Here is a 17,078-nt window from a genome sequence, read left to right as displayed (position 1 = left end):
TCTCAACTCCTCAGCGGCGTGTTCAGGATCTCCTGCGTCGATGGCTGGCTGGTCGTGCCATCGGCATTCTGCTTGGGTTTGGCTACGCTCTGCAGATAGGCCACGATCACCACTTCGATGCACTCCAGCGCGGCCTTCTTTTCATCTTTCGAGGCATTGGGGGGCTGCAGCTTGTCATGGTGATCACCGTACGCCTGCTTGGTCACATCCAGCGACTCGCGCACGGTCGGCTTGGCTGTCTTCTTCAGCAGGTCGCGGTTGGCCTTGGTCTTCATCGGATGCGGCGCCCCCTTCATGCTGCCCGCGCCACTCTTGGGGCTGCCGTCCGGGTTCAGGTTGTAGGAACGCATGCAGATGCAGGGCGCTTTGTCCTTATGATATCCCGGAAAGGCGGCATAATTAATTCCGCCCCGCGATTTCTGCATCATCTGGTTTTCGAGCGGATGCTCCGACTGATCGGGATGCGTGCAGGTCTTCTTGCCATGTTCGTGCAACTGCATGTCCAGCTTATTGAGCAGCGTCACGCAGTCGGCGAAGGCTGGATTGACCGCGCAGATCTCGGGGAAAGGCGGCGTCTGCCCCGGATCAGAGGCATGGTTATGCGTCGCCAGATCGGAGAACCGGATCACCGGCTCGCCGTCGAACTTCACATCGTTGGACCACGCGTGGAAGTACTTCTTCCCCGTGTTCTTCGAGGTGATGATACCCTTCTTCGCCGCGCAGCCTGCCTCTGTGCCCGAGGTCTTCGCCTCATCCGACTTGTTCTTTATGTTCACCGTCTTGCCGCCGATGAACACCGTCCCGCTGCCGTTCTCGGTATCCGAGGCCATGCCGAAACTCGGATAGGGAACTGGCACGCCTGGCGGTGTTGCGGGGTTCTCGGGCGGGGTGAAGCAGGTGTCGGGGAAGGCGGCGATGGTCTTCGCGTTCACCGCCTTGCCGCTGATCTCCAGCCCGTTGGCGAAGACGTTGCTCATGGCGCAGTACTGCCGCCGAAGCGGTCCTCGGCCGAGGCGCGCCGGGCCGGTCCGCGCGCCTCGTGCAGCACCGCAGCCCCGCAGGCTCCGTCGTCGCCCGAGGCCTCGATCAGCACGGGCGAGCCCGGCGCGTAGCCCTTGCGCGCGGCCGCCAGCGCCATGCCCAGCATCACCGGCACCGCCGCCGCGCCGATGTTGCCGAGGCTCTCGGCCGGGCTCCACAGATCCTGGAAAGCCTTGCGCCCGCGTTCCAGCCGCAGGGTCATCAGCGCGGCCTGCTTGAAGAAATGCTGCTCTCCGGTCAGGTCCGAGATGCGGTATTCGACATGGGCCAGGTCGGTTTCCGCCTGCGCCAGCGCGGCGCGATAGGCGGCCACCATGCCGTCGCCGCGCAGGGGCAGGTCCTCGCCGTCCTCACCCTTGCCGTTGCCGAGGTATGCCACCTCGCGTGCCAACCCCAGGCCGGTCAGCCGCAACGGGCCGCCCGGTCCCAGCAGGACGGCCGCCGCGGCCTCGCCGGGGATGAATCCGTCGGCATTGCCCTCCTCCAGCAGGCGCTGGAGCCCGGCGTAATGGGCTATGGCGGGGCCGGTCAGGTAGCTGTCGATGCCCAGCACGATCACCTGACCCGCCTGTCCCCCGGCGATCACGCGCCGTGCCTGGTCGAGCGCCACGAAGCCCGAGGGCCGGCCATGCTGGACCACATGCGTGCGCCGCTCGGGCAGGCGCAGGATCGCGGCCAGCATCCGCAGCAGTGCGGCTGGATCGGTGACCGGTCGGCCGGGGCGAGTTTCCTCGGCGAGACACAGGATGAGCGCCGCATCCCGCGCCGCGGGTTCCTGACGCAGGATGTCGGCCAGTGCCCCGGCGGCCAGATGCGCCATGCGTCGCGGACCGATCCAGTTGCGTGGCAGCGGCACCGCCGCGCCGATCCGCCAGCCGCCCCCGGCGACGAAGCGAGTCTCGGCGAAGCCGTCCAGACGGGCGCGGATGGCGGCGGCCGACGAGGCCCAGTCCAGACCCACCGCCGTCACCATCCCGGCTGCGCGGACACCTATCATGGCTCGGCCTCCTCCCCGAGCACGGCGGACAGGCGCAGGTAGCCCCGGCCCTCGCGCTCGGCCCGCAGCATGGCCTCGGTCGGTGGACCGATCCAGGCGCGCGAGAACTCAGCCAGGGTGCGGCGGACAGGCACGCTGACGCGCCAGACCAGCATGAAGACGCGCGCCTCGGCGTCGATCAGCAGGCTGTCGGGCAGCGGCTGGCCGTCAAGGCAGAGGTCGGCGCCACGCCAGATCCGGATCGGCAGGCGGGTGTCGGGAAGCCGGAATGCCTCGCGCCCGCGCGGGGTCAGATGGACCAGAACGACAGGAGTTAACGGGGCAAGCGGGGAGACCTGCTGGTCGGGTGGCGCCATCTGGTAATAACACTCGTCGAAGTCCGGAGGCAGGAAGGGCGCGATGTGCTCCACCCAGTTCTGATCATAGGTCCCTCCGAAGGGCAGGCGCAGCGGCCAGCCGCGCCCGTAGGGGCCCAGCGCCATCGGCCGGTAGCTCCCATAGGGCGAGGCCACCTCCTCTCCCGGCGCCTCGGTGTTGGGCAGCGCGAGCCCCGCAGGATTGCCGCCGGTGGCAGTGGCGAAACCCAGACCGACGGGGTTTGCTGCGTAAACGGGCACGTCCGGACCGGGCGGGCGACTGCGGTCGGGGCCGCCGAAGGCGGTGTCATAGGAAAACGGCATCCGCCTGAAGGGATAGGGCCGGGTGGCGGTGATTGCCGGGCCAAGGGTGCGCCATTCGCGCTGGCCCACCACGTCAAACTGCTTGGACCAGCCCCCTACGGCCAGTCCCACGCGCAGCCGCTCGACCGGCCGGCCGCCGGGCGCATGGGCCGCGCCGTTCAGCACGACGTCGCAGGCGGGCTTGCGAAAGGCGAAGTCGCTTTCCCATAGCGGCGCCGAAAATCCGGGGGCGCCGGTGTATTCGTCGGCCATCACCAGCGGCCTCTGCGTTTCCAGCGGCCGCGGCGGATCGCCCTCGCGGTCGGGAAAGGCGAAGCTGCCCTTGATCGTCAGCGTCATGAAGCTGCGGCCCGCCACGTCCATTCCCGCGCCCATCTGATGGGGAAAGCGGGTCTGGTCGAGGATCTGCATGGTGTTCAGCCCAGATCGTAAGCGAAGCCGTCGGGCCCGCCCGTGACCGTTACCCGAGCGATACCGCGGCCTTCAAGTCGCGCCTCAAGCACCCGGCGGCTGAGTTCGGGCAGCAGGGTCCCGGTTAGGATCGCGTCGATCATCCGCCCGCCGGACTCGACCTCGGTGCAGCGGGCGCGGATCTGCGCCATGACGCCGTCGCCGATCACCAGTTCGGCCCCATGCGCTTCGTGCAGGCGGCGGGCGATGGCGCGCAGCTTGTGGCTGGCGATGGTCTCGATCATGGCGTCCGACAGCGGCAGATAGGGGACTGTCACCAGACGCCCCAGCAAGGCCGGGGGAAAGACCTTCAGCAGCGGCGGGCGCAGCGCGGCCGCCATCTGGTCGAAGCGGACCGGCGCATGGCCGGCATCCGTCAGGGCCATGATCTCGTCGGTGCCGACATTCGAGGTCATCAGGATCAGCGTGTTGCGAAAATCGATCCGCCGCCCTTCGCTGTCGTCGAGGCTGCCCTTGTCGAACACCTGGAAGAAGATCTCGTGGACATCCGGATGGGCCTTTTCCACCTCGTCCAGCAGGATGACCGCATAGGGACGGCGGCGCACCGCCTCGGTCAGCACCCCGCCCTTGCCGTAGCCGACATAACCGGGCGGCGCGCCCTTGAGGGTCGAGACGGTATGCGCCTCTTGGAATTCGCTCATGTTGATCGAAATGAGGTTCTGCTCGCCGCCATAAAGCGCGTCGGCAAGCGCCAGCGCGGTTTCCGTCTTGCCCACGCCCGAGGGACCGCAGAGCATGAAGACGCCGACCGGCTTTTCCGGCGCGCCAAGGCCTGCCAGACCGGTCTGGACTCGGCTGGCGATGGCCTCCATCGCGTGGTCCTGACCCACGACCCGCTCGGCCAGAAGCGCGGCCAGGCCCAGCGCGCGCTCGGTCTGGCTGGCCAGCATCCGGCCGACCGGGATTCCGGTCCAGTCCTGCACGATCGCCCCCACCGCCAGCCGGTCCACCGAGGGCAGGATCAGCGGCCGCTCGCCCTGCCTGCCGGCCAGCTCGGACATCTTCGCGCGCAGATCCGCAAGGCGCGCCGCCGGGTCGGGGGAAGTGGCCCCCTGCTCGTCCAGACCCGGATCTTCCGTTGGCAGAGGGGCAGGCGAGGCGTCTGGCGGCACCCCGGCCTTTTCGCCCCCCGCTTCCGACCCATCCGCACGCTGTTCCGGCGTCACCCCGTCCAGGGCCACGCCCTCGCCGCGCAACTCGGCCCGCAGCCGCAGGATATCCGCGACCAGCGCCTTCTCCGCCTTCCATCGCTCGACCGCGGCATCGCGGTCGGCTTCCGCCGCTACGCGGGCCGCGTCATTGGCCGCCTGCCGCTTTGCGGTGTCCACGCCCACGGCGGTTTCGCGCGCGATGATTCCCGCCTCGATCTCCAGCGCCTGCAGGCGGCGCTGCAGATCCTCAAGTTCGGCCGGCGTGGCGTGCTGGCTGACGGCGACGCGGGCGCAGGCTGTATCCAGCAGGCTGATCGCCTTGTCCGGCAACTGCCGCGCCGGGATGTAGCGATGGGACAGCGCCACCGCGGCGCCGATCGCCTCGTCCAGGATCTCGACGCGGTGATGCGCCTCGAGCACGCCGGCCATTCCGCGCAGCATCTCGATCGCGGCGGCTTCCGACGGCTCCTCGATGCGGACCACCTGGAAGCGGCGGGTCAGCGCGGGATCCTTTTCGATATGCTGCTTGTATTCGGCCCATGTGGTGGCGGCGACGGTCCGCAACTCGCCCCGCGCAAGCGCGGGCTTCAGCAGGTTCGCGGCGTCCCCGGTGCCCGCCGCGCCACCCGCGCCGATCAGGGTATGGGCCTCGTCGATGAACAGGATCACCGGCCTGACCGAAGACTGGACATCGTCGATCACCGCCTTCAGCCGCTTCTCGAACTCTCCCTTCACGCTGGCGCCGGCCTGCATCAATCCGATGTCCAGCAGCCACAGATCGACCGAGGCAAGCTGCGGCGGCACGTCGCCCCGCGCCAGCCGCTGGGCGAAGCCCTCGACCACGGCGGTCTTGCCGACACCCGCCTCGCCGGTCAGGATCGGGTTGTTCTGCCGCCGCCGCATCAGGATATCGATGATCTGGCGGATCTCGGGGTCGCGCCCGACGACCGGATCGATCCTGCCGGCCCGCGCCCGTTCGGTCAGGTTGGTGGCATACTTCGCCAAGGCTCCGTCGGCCTGCCGCGCCGCCACCGGTTCTGCAGTGGCAAGCGCCGGGGGCTCCGCCTCGCCAGAGGCTGCGACAATGCCGGGCAGGTCCGGCGCCATGAGGTCCGCGTCGATGCGGCCGAATTCGGGACTGATCCGCAGCAGCAGCGATTCCAGCGCAGGGGTCTTGAGACAGGCGATCAGGATGTCGGCCGATCGCACCTGATCGGTGCCGCGTTCCAGCGCGGCTCGGGTCCATCCTTCCTGGATGGCATGGAAGATGTGGTCGGAAAACTCCTCGACCGCGCTTGCCCCGCGCGGCAGCGCATCCAGCGCGCGCGCAAGATCCCCCTCCAGACGGGCCGCATCGACGCCCGCCGCCGCGCCGATCAGGGCAAGATCCGAATCCTGCCGCTCTGCCAGTGCAGCGATGAAATGAGCCAGTTCGACATAGGGATTGCCGCGGGACTTGGCCTTTCGCGCCGCGTCGGAAAAGGCCCGCAGGCAAAGCGGGTTCAGCCGGCCCACCAGTTCCTTGCGCTTGACGGTCTCTCTCGAGCCAGGGGGAAGGATACGGGGGGTCACGGTCGTCATTCCGGCCATCCTTGGACAGGGGACGAAAGAACTGCAGAGGAAAATGCCGACGCAATGAAACAGGGCTTGCGCGAGGCGGGTGCCAAGAGAAAACTGTTCCTGCGGAAAGTGTATTTCAAAACCGCTGCATCCGGAAACATTTTCGCGGGACCGCGAAGCCGGGACGCAGGGGCGAAAGGGCCGCCATCATGATCCCGTCTCTGCCTGGGGACATCTTCCGCCCGGGTCAGGTGCTGAACAACACCTGGACTGTCGAGGGCGTCCTGGGCCGCGGCGGCACGGGCGAGGTTTATCGCGCGTGCAGCCTCGTGACCGGCAGGATCGTGGCCATCAAGGCATTGTCGGCGCAGTTCGCGGGCGATGAAGGCTATCTGGAACTGATGCGCCGCGAAGAGGCGATGCGCAACATCATCCACGATGCCGTGGTGCGCTACAGCGAATGCTCCCGCACCGCCGAGGGAAATATGTTCCTGGTGATGGACTTCATCGACGGTCCGGCCCTGTCCGAGGTCATGAACGCCCGAAGGCTGAGCCCGCGCGAGTTGTTGATCATCGCGCACCGCGTGGCCGAGGGCCTCGCCGCCGCCCACGTCCATGGAGTCGTGCACCGCGACTTGTCGCCCGACAACATCATCCTGCGCGATAACCGAGTCGAGGGCGCGACGATCATCGACTTCGGCATAGCCAAGGACACCTTCAGCCGCGCGCGCTCGGTGGTGGGCAACCAGTTCGCCGGCAAGTACGAATATGCCGCGCCTGAACAGTTCGAAGGCAAGGCCGTGCCGGCCAGCGACCTTTACGCCTTGGGCGCGACGCTGGCCGCCGCCGCGCGCGGAGAGATTCCCTTTGCCGGGTCCACGCCCGGAGAGATGATCCGCCGCAAGTCCGAGCCACTGGACGTGTCTGGCCTGCCCGAGCCCTTGGCCGGGCTGATCCTCTGGCTGTCTGCCCCGAAGCTGGCGGACCGCGCCCCTTCGGCCACCGCCGTGCTGGCCCGGCTGGATTCGCTGCTCAAGGGTCAGCCCCAGGCGCCGGCGCGCGGCGGACGCAGCACGACCGGGGATCGGGGCACCAAGCGCGCGCGGAAAGGCGGGGGACTGGGCCGGGCGTGGCTTGCCGGACTGGCGGCGGTCCTGCTGGTGGCGGCCACGATCCTCCTTGTGCGGCCGCTTGTCGGGCCCGACCTGCCCTTGGCCGCGCCCTGGCGGCTCGAGGCCGCGTCCAGCCCGGCGCCACGCCTGTCGGGACATGCCCCCAACACGGCCACGGCAGGCCGGATCGCGGGTGCCGTCGCGTCGGCGACCGGCGCCCCACTGCCTCCGGATGCACTGGCCGAGGCGCGCGGCATGCCGGCGCCGGGCTGGGCCACAGCGATGGAGCGGCTTTTCCCGGAACTGGAAGGACTGGAGGACTGGATCGTCTCGGTCACGGACCTCACCGTCGAGATCGCAGGGCGTGCCGCCTCGACCCAGGAACGCGACATCATTGCCGAGAGGCTGGAGAGTTGGGCGCACCAATCGGGCATGACCCTGCGCCTGGACCTGACCGCACCGGTCCTGCTGTCCGCTGCCGAGATCGAGGCGGTGTCGGCGCGCCATGCGGCTTGCGGCGCACTGACCAGCGACATTCCTAACGCCGGGGTACCGGACGATGGCAGCGTCACGATCACGGGCACGCTGCCCGACGCGGGCGCGGAAGCCGCGCTGGCCGGGGATCTAGGTCCGCTGGTTGGCGCACGGACGCTTCGGCTGGATATCGAGACGCTGGACACGGAGCTGTGCCGGATCCAGGCCGCCCTGGCCGGGTTGCCGGAGGGTGGCGTCACCATTCGCCTGTCCGAGGCACGCCGTCCCGAACGCTCGCTGACCGGCATCTATCATCCCGGCGACAATCCCGTCGCCGACGTGCTTATTCCCACGGCGCTGGCCGCGACCCCGGGAGCCGAACTCTGGCTTGCCCTTGCATATTCAGGAAAGGTTTACCCCCTGCGACCCACTCTTGCCGATGAGGAGACGCGGCTCGACCGGATCGGGCAGGCGTCGGGTGCACTCCACATCGTCCGGGCGCTGTGGACTGCCGATGAGGTCAAGGCAGTCAGGGGAAGAGCCGGCTTTACCGTGAACGACAAGGACTTCGGCAAGGCGGGGCTGTTCGCCCTCATCAGCCAAGGGCCGCTCTTCCCCGAACGGCGGCCCGGCGACGAGTCCGCGGCTTCGTTCGCCGAGGCGGTGGCGGCCCGCCGCGCCGCGCGGCCCGACCTTGTGCTGGCGGCCACCTTCCGGGCGCTGGATCTCCGTCCCCGACAGTAGGGCGTGTTTCGATACTCTGCAGGACTCATTGCGTAACAGCCTGATTCATGGGATGATCGGCAGGCTTGGGGAACTGCACACACGGCCTTGCACATAAAGGTTTCGGCCATGTTTCTCGCGCCCTTGTCCGTCCCGGACTCAGCCGGGCTGGATCTTCGCAACGACACGAGGTTTCTGGCGCTCGAGCGGGCGCTGGACGGGGCCTCGCGAGCAGTCAGGGCGGCGCAGGTGGCCAAGGGCAACACCGGCGACGTGCCGCTGGAGTGGGCGAAGCTGCTCGAGGATGCGGCGGCACTGGCCGAGGCAGGGCGCGATCTGCGGTTGCTGGTCATCGCCGCGCGGATCATGACCAACCTCGACGGTCCCGCCGGGCTGGCCGAAGGGCTGAACCTGCTGGGCGGCGCGCTGGAGGACTGGTGGGACAACCTCCATCCCGCCCTGCGCGACGGCAAGTCCCCACGTGAATCGGCACTGCGGCGCATCAATGCCCTGTATCAGATCGAGAATTCCGATGCGGGGATCCTGGGCGATCTGGATTTCAACACGATGCTGGCGCCCCGCGGCCTGCCTGTCGTCTCGGGAGGGGATCTCGCCGCGGGCGCCGTCAGCCAGGCCATTCTGGCGGCCGAGGGCAAGACCGGGCTGTCTCCGGCCGAACAGGCCGAGCGCGCGGCGCGCCATGAGGCCCGGGTGGCGCGGGTGATGACCGCCTGCCGCGCCTCGCGCGACCTCGAGCCCGAAGCGGTGTCCGTGCTGGAAACGGGCCTGGATGCCGCGCTGGCGGCGCTTGCCCGGCTCGAGACCGCGCTGGCCGCCCGCATCGGGGACGAGCCCCCAACCCGCTTTGCCGCCTTGCGCCAGATGCTGCAGCGGATGCAGGCGGCGCTGGCCAGTCCGGCCGCCCAGCTTGCCCCCGCCTCCGGCAGCCCGGGCAATGCGGCAGAACCGGAGAATGTCGGGCCGGCACCGGCGCAGATGCCGGTCAGTGCCGGCGCTCAGCCGATGGGCCTGCCCGCCCGGCTGTCATCACGCCGCGAGGTCGAGACCTGCCTCGACCTCGTCATAGACTTCTACGAACGCAACGAACCGGCCTCGCCGCTGCCGCATCTGGCACGACGCATGAAGAGGATGGTGTCGATGAACTTTCTGGAACTGATCGAGGAACTTGCCCCCGGAGGGATGAAGGAATTCCGCAATGTCGCCGGCGTCACCGAGGACAAGGGCCGCTGAGCGGCATCAATGGACCCGACACCGCTGGACCCGCCGCAAGAGGGAGTAGCCGCAATGAGCGAGAGCAAGTCAAAGGTCATCGAACGCAATCGCCCGCCGCGGGTGCAAATCTCCTATGATGTCGAGCATTACGGCAGCCCGACCACGATCGAGCTGCCCTTCGTCATGGGCGTCATGGCGGACCTGGCGGGCCAGTCGACGTCGCGCGAGGCGCAGAAGCCGCCGGCCGAACGCAGCTTCGTCGAGGTGGATGCCGGCCGCTTCCGGTCCTTCATGGAGGCGCTCTCTCCGCGCGTGACCGCACGCGTCCCCAACCGCCTGCCGGGCAAGCCCGGCCAGGAGGCACCCGACGAGGAGATGTTCGTCGATCTGACCTTCCGCGACATGGGAGGCTTCACCCCGGACCGCATAGCCGAGCAGATCCCCGAACTGGCCGAACTGCTGAAGATGCGCCGCAAACTCGAGGAACTGCTGAGCTACATGGACGGCAAGTCCAGCGCCGAAAAGCGCATTGCCCAGCTTCTGAACGATGAACCCCTGCTGGCCCGCATCGCCGAACAGGCGATGGGCGGCGACAAGTCCGAGAGCTGAGCCATGGCCGAACAGGAACTCAAGGCCGCCGACACCGCCGCCGAGGTCGAAGCCGTCGACCTGGACGAATTCGGCGCATTGCTGGAAAAGGATTTCCGCGTCAGGGAGGACGACAGCGCCAAGCTGCGCGAGCTGGTCGCCAACCTGGCGCTGGCCGCACGGGAAAAGGCGGGCAGCGCCACGATCAGCGGCAATGCGGTGCGCTCGATCAAGTCGCTGATCGCCGGGATCGACCAGCTTCTGACCACGCAGATGAACGAGGTGCTGCACGCCCCGGAGGTCCGCGAGATGGAAGGCACATGGCGCGGGCTGCACTATCTGGTGAACAACACCGAAACTGACACCATGCTGAAGATCCGGGTGCTGAATATCACCAAGGACGAGCTTGCCGACCAGCTCGAGGACTTCGAGGGACAGATGTGGGACCAGTCCCCCTTGTTCCGCAAGCTTTATACCGAGGAATATTCCAGCTTCGGCGGCGCGCCCTTCGGCACCGTCCTCGGGACCTACGAATTCAGCCATCACCCTCGCGACGTGGGCTTGCTGCGGAATCTGTCGGGAATCTGCGCCTCGGCCCATGCGCCCTTCATCGCCGCCGCTTCCCCGCGGCTGTTCCGCATGGAAAGCTGGCAGGAACTGCCCAATCCGCAGGACCTGAAGATGGTGACCTCTTCCCCCGACTACGCGGCCTGGCAGAGCCTGCGGGAAAGCGAGGACGCGCGTTACATCGGGCTGACGCTGCCGCGGGTTCTGGCCCGGCTGCCCTATGGCCCCGACACGATCCCGGTCAAGGGCTTCGACTTCCGCGAGGAGATCGACGGCCGGCACGACCATTACGTCTGGATGAACGCGGCCTTCCCGATGGGGGTGAACATCAACCGCAGCCACAAGCTGTATGGCTGGGGCAGCCAGATCCGCGGCGTGGAATCGGGCGGCGCGGTGACAAACCTGCCGGTGCATACCTTCCCCGGCGACGACGGATCGGTGGTGATGAAATGTCCCACCGAGATCGCCATCGATGACCGGCGCGAACTCGAACTGGCAAGGCTCGGGCTGATGCCGATCCTGCATCGCAAGAACACCGATGTCGCGGCCTTCCTGGGTGCCCAGTCCCTGCAGGATTGCGAGGCAAGGGCCGGACGGCTGGTCGATCCCGACGCCCAGGCGAACGAACGGCTGTCGGCGAACCTCCCCTATCTGCTGCCGGTCTGCCGTTTCGCCCATTACCTCAAGGCCATCGCCCGCGACAAGATCGGCACCTTCAAGGAACGCGCCGACATGGAGGTGTGGCTGTCCGAATGGATCAACCGCTATGTCCTGGCGAACACCGCGATGGCCGATGACAAGGCCAAGGCGCGGCGACCGCTCGCCAAGGCCGAGGTCAAGGTGGACAGCGTCGAGGGCCGGCCCGGCTATTACGCCGCCCGCTTCTACCTGCGCCCGCATTACCAGCTCGAAGGGATCAATGCCTCGCTGCGGCTGGTGTCGGAACTGCCCTCGGTCAAGGGCGCGTGACACTCTCGCGCCGGGCCACCCGGCCCGCGCTCCTGGCCTGGCGACGCCGGACCTCCGACGCGGCCCCCGCGGGGACCCGCCACCCTTGAACCCCAGCCTGCCGGAACAGGAGCATTGTCATGGCCTTCACCGGATACCTCAAGATCGACGGCATCGACGGCGAATCCCGACGAGCCGACCACGAGGGCGAGATCGACGTCTGGGGCGTCAGCCTGAACGCCGCGCAGAAAAGCTCGGCCGCGACCGGCTCCGGTCGCGTGCGCGGGCGTGCGACGGTCAGCGACCTGACGCTGCGCAAGTGGTACGACGCCGCCTCGCCCTATCTCGCGCTGGCCTGCATGCAGGGCAAGGCCTTCCCCGAGATCGTCTTCACCGCCCGCAAGGATTCCGGCGAGGCGCATCTGGATTACCTGACGATCACGATGAGCAACTGCCTGATCTCTGGCTATGACATGAAGCAGGACTCGCCTTCGGAAGACTCGGCCGCCCTGATCTCGGAAGAGGTCGGGATCTCGTTCGAGAAGATCAAGATCAAGTATGTTCTGCAGGCCGACGACCATTCGAAGGGTGACGAGCACGAGGTCGAATACGACCTGATGGCGGCCAAGTGACCGCCGCGCCCGCAGGAGTGCCGAAATGCCCGGCCCACCCCTGGACGAACGCCCCCGGACCGCCCTGCCCCCGCGTGGACGGCGCGAGGCGGTGCAGCCGAGCCTGTGGGACCGGCTGATCGACGACCTGCCCGGCCTTGCGGCCGAGATAGCCCGCCTCGAGGCCACGCTGCGGCCCAGGATCGGCGCCGAACGGCTGGAGGCGCTGTCTGCAGGAGGCGATGCCCAGGGGCTTGCCCCCGAGGACGCGCGGGACTGGGCAGCCCTGGCGCAATTGCGCAACCGCCGCACGGTGCTTCAGGACCGGGGCGTCTTCGTGACCCCCGAGCAGTTGCGCGAGGCGGTGCGCCGCGACGTCGAGGACCTGTTCGGGGTCGAGCGGTTCGAGGTGCGCTATCTGCTGACGGACATGGAGCGCCGCATGGCCCCGCGCGGGATGGCCGGGGGGGCCGAGGATCCCGCCGAGATGCTGGTCGATTTTCCCCATGTCCGGGCCTCGGTCCTGAACTACGGCGTGCCCGCCTTTGCCGGGCGACGGGCGAGCGATTTCGATCACGAGGCGCTGGCCCGCGAGTTGCGCGAGGTGTTGGCCCTGTTCGAGCCCCGCCTGCGCCGCGACAGCATCCGCGTCACGGTCGAACCCGGCGCCCGCGTCGGCCTGCGCATCCGCATCGAGGGACTGCTGCTGATGGCCCCGGTGCCGGAAAGGTTGCGCCTGCTGACCACCATCGACCTCGACACGGGCGCCGCCGCGACGGCGCTGGAGGAGGGCTGATGGACCGCGCCTTCCTTGCCGCCTACGAGGCCGAGTTGGACCATATCCGGGGGCTCGCCTCGGAATTCGCGGCGCTGCATCCGAACGTGGCCCGCAACCTGTCGCTGGATTCAGTGCCCTGCCCCGATCCCTATGTCGAGCGGCTGCTCGAAGGCGTGGCTTTCCTGGCGGCGCGCACGGCGCTGAAAATCGAGGCCGAGGGCCGGCGGTTCACGGCGGGCGTACTGGAGGCGCTGTGGCCCGATCTTGCCGCGCCGGCGCCCGCCATGGGCATGGGCGTGCTGCAGCCCGGCCCCCAGGTCCAGGCCATGCCCGCAGGCCACCGCGTGCCCCGCGGCAGCCGGTTGTGCGCCGTCATGCGCGAAGGGCTGACCACGCGCGCCACCTATACCACGGCACAGGATGTCACCCTTTGGCCGATCGCGCTGGAAGCGGCAGAGTATCTTCCCGATCGCGGCGCTCTGGCCGCCGCGGGCCTCGGGGTGCCAGCCAGCCGGGCCGAGGCCGCGATCCGCCTGATCCTGCGCGGCGCCGGGCCCACGTCCCTCTCCGCCCTGACGCTCGACCGGCTGGACCTGTGCTTCGCCGGAAGTCCCCGCGCGGCCGCGCTGTTCGACGCGGTCCACGGCAGCGCCATCGCTGCGGTCGCCCACCCGGCGCGGCCCGGCGCGGCGGGGCAGGCCATTGCGCTGCCGGCCATGGTCGGCGTTGCCGATGATGAGGGCCTTACCCCCCGCGTCCGGCAGAGCTTCGAGGGATTTCGCCTGCTGCGGGATTATTTCCTGATGCCCGAGCGCTTTCATTTTCTGCGTCTGAACGAGATTTCCCCGGCCGCGGCTCAATGCGGTCCCGGCGTGGCGCTTGACCTTGCCGTGCTGCTGTCGCGGCCCGAACCGCAACTGGCCGGTCTGGACGCGGGCGACTTTCGGCTTTTCGCGACGCCGCTGGTCAACCTGTTCGAAAAGGAATGCAACTTCGTCGATCTCGACCCCCGCGCGACCGCCCACCCGGTCCATGCCGACCGCGCCCGGACCCGCGATTTCGAGATCTATCGCCTGCTCCGTGTCGCCGATGCCGACCGCGAGGGGGACTCGGGACTTCTCTGCCCTGTCCATGCGCCGCGGGCCCGCACCGGCGAAGCCCCGCTGTGGTGGGCCGAACGCCGCCCCCGCCGCCCTGCCACCGACGAGATCAGCCGCGGCCAGATGCGCAGCTCCTATGCGGGCGACGACCTGTGGATCTCTGTCTCGCAGAGCGCCGGCGCCATGCCCCGGCGGCTGGACATCCGCGCGCTTTGCACCAACCGCGACCTGCCGATCCTGGACGACACGCCGCGCCTGACCCCCGAGGGCGGAGAGCCGATCCTGCGCGTCGATCTGATCGCCCCTATGCGTCGCCCGCAGCCGGCGCTGACCGCGGCGGATGCGGGCGCAACCAGGGCCCCCGGGGACGACACCGCATGGCGGCTGGTGGCGCAACTGTCGTCCAGCCACCTGTCGCTGGCCGAGGCCGGGCGCGGGGGCGCGCCGCTGAATGCACTGCTGGCGCTTTACGCCGACCGCGGCGATCCGGCGCTGGCCCGCCACGCTCGTGCGGTTGCGTCTGTGTCCAGCCGGCCAGTGATCGAACGGCTGGCCCTACCCGGCCCGCTCGCCTTCGGACGGGGCACCGAGATCACGCTGGACATCGACGAAACCCTGCTGGCCGGCGCAAGCCATTTTTTGCTGTCCGCGCTGCTGGACCGGCTGTTCGCTCGGTATGCTTCGGTCAATGCCTTTGTCCGCACGCGCACCCGGCTTGTCCGCAAACAGGAGGAGATGTCATGGCCGATGCGGCCCGGCTGTCGCGCCCGGATCTGACCCCGGACAGCACCACACCGAACCCGCCGCCCGACATCGAGGCCTTCGAGCTGATGCGGTGGCTGGAAACCCCCGAGCGCCACTTCGGGCGGGCGGGTGGCCCGGCGCAGGAGCCCGCCCGGCTGGGGCAGCAGATCCGGCTCGGTCCTGCCGCTTGCGAGATCGCCGGATGGGACCCCGGCCGAAGCGACGCTCCTGCCTGGATCGCGGTCGAGATCACCGGGCTGTTCGGCCCCGAGGGTCCGATGCCTCTGCATCTCAGCCGCCGCATCCTTGAGCGCATGTCCGAACGCTGGTTTCCGGGCGATCCCTCGCCGGAACCCGGCGCCGACCGCACCTTTCTCGAATTCTGCAACCTGCTGCAGCACCGGATGATCGCATTCCACTATCGCGCCTTCGCCGAGGCGCAGCCTGCCGTCGCCGCCGATCATGGCGGCCGTGGACAGGTGACCATCATGCTCGCCGCTCTGGCGGGCATCGGCCTACCGGGGATCACCGAGGCGCTGGACGACCCTGACCTTGTACTCCGTCATGCCACCAGCCTCGCCAGCGAGATACGCAACCCCGAGCGGTTGGAGGAGGTCTTGTCCGACCTGCTTGACGCGTCCGTCCAGGTGGTGGAGTTCACGCCTTGCTGGCAAACCATCCCTGCGGGCCTGAGTAGCCGTCTGGGGCTGGCCTACGCCGGTCTGGGCCGCAGTGCCGTCCTGGGTCCGCGCATCTACCAGCCGCAAGGGCGGGCGGAGATCCAAGTGGGCCCGCTGACGCTGGGGCACTATCTGGCACTGGCCGGCGAGGGTTCGGCGCAACAGGCTCTCTGCAACGTCCTGCGCTTCGTCATGGGCGAGGAGACCGGCTTCGATCTGCGCCTTGTCCTGGCGGGGGGTGAAATCCCTGCTTCCCTGCTGGGGGAAGGCCCGACCCTTGGCCGCACCGCCTGGCTTGCGGGGGGCAAGGCGGGAAACCGGGGTGATCTGGTGATGTCGCTGGATGAAAGGCAGGCCCTGCGATGACCCTCAGTCTTGCCGTCCTCTCCAGCCCGGTTCCCCAGCCGCTCGCCACGTTCCGGCTCGAGTCCGGGCGGGCGGTGCTGGGGCGGGGCGAGGACTGCGACTGGCGGCTTGAGGATCCGGGGATGTTCGTCTCGCGCCATCATTGCGTGGTAGAGGTCACCGACCGCGGCTGCACCGTCACCGACACCAGTTCAGGCGGGCTTTTTCTTGACGAGGGGCCGCAGCCGCTGGGCCAGGGGCGCTCGGCCTCGCTTCGTGACGGGATGAGGCTGCGGATGGGGGACCTGATCCTCGGGGTCGAGCTTGGCCAGTTCGGTCAGGCACCTGAGGCGCCCCGGGATTCAGGCGTCGGCCGCGATCCGTTCTTCGATCCGCAGGAGGTGCCGCCACCCGTTTCCCGCCCCGCGGACTTGCCCCCCCCCTTCGAGCACCCGATCCCTGTGCAGAACCGGACTCCCGAGGCAACGCTGCCGGGCCTTGATGATCCCTTCACCCTGGACCCCCTTACCACCTCGCGGGAACCGCCGCCAGAGAAAGCGGCCAAGGGGGGCATCGAGTGGGACTGGGGGCCCCCGCCGGTCAAGTCGGGGTCCGAGACAACCGAGCCGGGGGACCGGGTCTCGCCAGTCACCGATCTGCAGGACCGGGAGCCCGAGGCGCCGACGCCTGCGTCGGCTGCGGCTGCGGCTGCGGCGGCTTTCCTGCGCGGTGCGGGCCTGGACCCGAACGGGACGGATGTGCCGGACTTTGAGGCACTCGGTCGCCGCTATCGCATGATGACCGAAGGACTGGTGGCTCTCCTGCGCGCGCGATCTGAGGAAAAGGCGGCGCTGCGCGTCGCGCCCACGCTGATCGGAGCGCAGCAGGTGAACCCGCTGAAGTTCCTTGTTCTGGCCGAGGAACAGGTGGCGGCCCTCGTCGCGCCGCGCGGCCCGGGCTATCTGGACCCGGACGCCGCCATCGCCGAGGCCTTCCGCGACCTGGCCGACCACCGGATGCGAAGCTGGAAGGCCATGCAGGCTGCCCTGCGGCGAATGATCGACCGCTTCTCGCCCGAGGCGATCGAGGCCGAACTGGCCGATACGGGGCAACTGCGCGCGCTGCTGGCGGGGGGACGCCCCGCCCTGCTGTGGAAAGCCTATGCCGCGCGCTGGGCCGAGACGGCCCGCGCCGCCGAGGATCGTTTCCTTGGCGAGGTCGGCCCCGAGTTCCGCGACACCTACGAAACACCAGACCGGAGGGAACCATGACCGC

13 protein-coding genes are annotated in these 17,078 nt (G+C 68.8%); 9 read left to right on the top strand and 4 right to left on the bottom strand.

Going from position 1 to position 17,078, the window contains the following annotated elements; genetic code table 11:
- Positions 1–2: 2 nt before the first annotated feature.
- The 4 genes from H5395_RS03435 to tssH are packed head-to-tail and all read right to left on the bottom strand — an operon-like array spanning position 3 to position 5,921.
- Positions 3–977: a DUF4150 domain-containing protein gene (locus H5395_RS03435; RefSeq protein WP_182791142.1), complete on the bottom strand. Its 975-nt coding sequence runs from the start codon at positions 975–977 to the stop codon at positions 3–5.
- A complete protein-coding gene (locus tag H5395_RS03430) occupies positions 974–2,038 on the bottom strand; it encodes a 3-oxoacyl-ACP synthase (RefSeq protein ID WP_182791141.1) in 1,065 nt (354 codons plus the stop codon). Before H5395_RS03430 ends, H5395_RS03435 begins: the two co-directional genes overlap by 4 nt.
- Positions 2,035–3,129, bottom strand: a complete 1,095-nt coding sequence (locus H5395_RS03425; RefSeq protein ID WP_182791140.1) for a DUF2169 domain-containing protein — start codon at positions 3,127–3,129, stop codon at positions 2,035–2,037. Before H5395_RS03425 ends, H5395_RS03430 begins: the two co-directional genes overlap by 4 nt.
- Positions 3,130–3,134: 5 nt before the next feature.
- On the bottom strand, positions 3,135–5,921 hold the full coding sequence (gene tssH, locus H5395_RS03420) for a type VI secretion system ATPase TssH (RefSeq protein WP_182791139.1): 2,787 nt from the start codon (positions 5,919–5,921) through the stop codon (positions 3,135–3,137).
- Positions 5,922–6,109: 188 nt separating this feature from the next.
- Between tssH and H5395_RS03415 the strand changes: the two genes are divergently transcribed.
- The 9 genes from H5395_RS03415 (at position 6,110) to tagH (ending at position 17,074) form a co-directional block, all read left to right on the top strand.
- Entirely contained in the window at positions 6,110–8,230 is a 2,121-nt protein-coding gene (locus H5395_RS03415; RefSeq protein WP_182791138.1) for a serine/threonine-protein kinase, read from the top strand.
- 108 nt (positions 8,231–8,338) lie between these two features.
- Positions 8,339–9,460: an ImpA family type VI secretion system protein gene (locus H5395_RS03410; protein ID WP_182791137.1), complete on the top strand. Its 1,122-nt coding sequence runs from the start codon at positions 8,339–8,341 to the stop codon at positions 9,458–9,460.
- Between the two features lie 54 nt (positions 9,461–9,514).
- Positions 9,515–10,051, top strand: a complete 537-nt coding sequence (tssB, locus tag H5395_RS03405) for a type VI secretion system contractile sheath small subunit (protein WP_182791136.1) — start codon at positions 9,515–9,517, stop codon at positions 10,049–10,051.
- Positions 10,052–10,054: 3 nt separating this feature from the next.
- Positions 10,055–11,566, top strand: a complete 1,512-nt coding sequence (tssC, locus tag H5395_RS03400) for a type VI secretion system contractile sheath large subunit (RefSeq protein WP_182791135.1) — start codon at positions 10,055–10,057, stop codon at positions 11,564–11,566.
- A gap of 119 nt (positions 11,567–11,685) precedes the next feature.
- Entirely contained in the window at positions 11,686–12,177 is a 492-nt protein-coding gene (locus H5395_RS03395) for a type VI secretion system tube protein Hcp (protein WP_182791134.1), read from the top strand.
- Positions 12,178–12,202: 25 nt separating this feature from the next.
- Positions 12,203–12,952, top strand: coding sequence for a type VI secretion system baseplate subunit TssE (locus tag H5395_RS03390; RefSeq protein WP_182791133.1), 750 nt, complete (start codon positions 12,203–12,205; stop codon positions 12,950–12,952).
- A complete protein-coding gene (gene tssF, locus H5395_RS03385) occupies positions 12,952–14,811 on the top strand; it encodes a type VI secretion system baseplate subunit TssF (RefSeq protein WP_182791132.1) in 1,860 nt (619 codons plus the stop codon). The genes H5395_RS03390 and tssF overlap by 1 nt, the downstream gene beginning before the upstream one ends.
- Positions 14,775–15,824 (top strand): type VI secretion system baseplate subunit TssG, encoded by a 1,050-nt coding sequence (gene tssG / locus H5395_RS03380; RefSeq protein WP_182791131.1) that lies wholly within the window; start codon positions 14,775–14,777, stop codon positions 15,822–15,824. Before tssF ends, tssG begins: the two co-directional genes overlap by 37 nt.
- Complete coding sequence (gene tagH / locus H5395_RS03375; RefSeq protein WP_182791130.1) at positions 15,821–17,074, top strand: type VI secretion system-associated FHA domain protein TagH; 1,254 nt, start codon at positions 15,821–15,823, stop codon at positions 17,072–17,074. Before tssG ends, tagH begins: the two co-directional genes overlap by 4 nt.
- Positions 17,075–17,078 lie beyond the last annotated feature (4 nt).

The sequence above is a fragment of the Paracoccus sp. MC1854 genome, assembly GCF_014164635.1.
GTDB lineage: Bacteria > Pseudomonadota > Alphaproteobacteria > Rhodobacterales > Rhodobacteraceae > Paracoccus.
The sequence above is the reverse complement of the archived record's forward strand: the minus strand, read 5'-3'. Positions and strand labels throughout refer to the sequence as shown.

Coding starts and splice junctions, on each gene's coding strand:
- H5395_RS03435 (WP_182791142.1), bottom strand. CDS start 977: ATGAGCAACGTCTTCGCCAACGGGCTGGAGATCAGCGGCAAGGCGGTG.
- H5395_RS03430 (WP_182791141.1), bottom strand. CDS start 2,038: ATGATAGGTGTCCGCGCAGCCGGGATGGTGACGGCGGTGGGTCTGGAC.
- H5395_RS03425 (WP_182791140.1), bottom strand. CDS start 3,129: ATGCAGATCCTCGACCAGACCCGCTTTCCCCATCAGATGGGCGCGGGA.
- tssH (WP_182791139.1), bottom strand. CDS start 5,921: ATGACGACCGTGACCCCCCGTATCCTTCCCCCTGGCTCGAGAGAGACC.
- H5395_RS03415 (WP_182791138.1), top strand. CDS start 6,110: ATGATCCCGTCTCTGCCTGGGGACATCTTCCGCCCGGGTCAGGTGCTG.
- H5395_RS03410 (WP_182791137.1), top strand. CDS start 8,339: ATGTTTCTCGCGCCCTTGTCCGTCCCGGACTCAGCCGGGCTGGATCTT.
- tssB (WP_182791136.1), top strand. CDS start 9,515: ATGAGCGAGAGCAAGTCAAAGGTCATCGAACGCAATCGCCCGCCGCGG.
- tssC (WP_182791135.1), top strand. CDS start 10,055: ATGGCCGAACAGGAACTCAAGGCCGCCGACACCGCCGCCGAGGTCGAA.
- H5395_RS03395 (WP_182791134.1), top strand. CDS start 11,686: ATGGCCTTCACCGGATACCTCAAGATCGACGGCATCGACGGCGAATCC.
- H5395_RS03390 (WP_182791133.1), top strand. CDS start 12,203: ATGCCCGGCCCACCCCTGGACGAACGCCCCCGGACCGCCCTGCCCCCG.
- tssF (WP_182791132.1), top strand. CDS start 12,952: ATGGACCGCGCCTTCCTTGCCGCCTACGAGGCCGAGTTGGACCATATC.
- tssG (WP_182791131.1), top strand. CDS start 14,775: ATGGCCGATGCGGCCCGGCTGTCGCGCCCGGATCTGACCCCGGACAGC.
- tagH (WP_182791130.1), top strand. CDS start 15,821: ATGACCCTCAGTCTTGCCGTCCTCTCCAGCCCGGTTCCCCAGCCGCTC.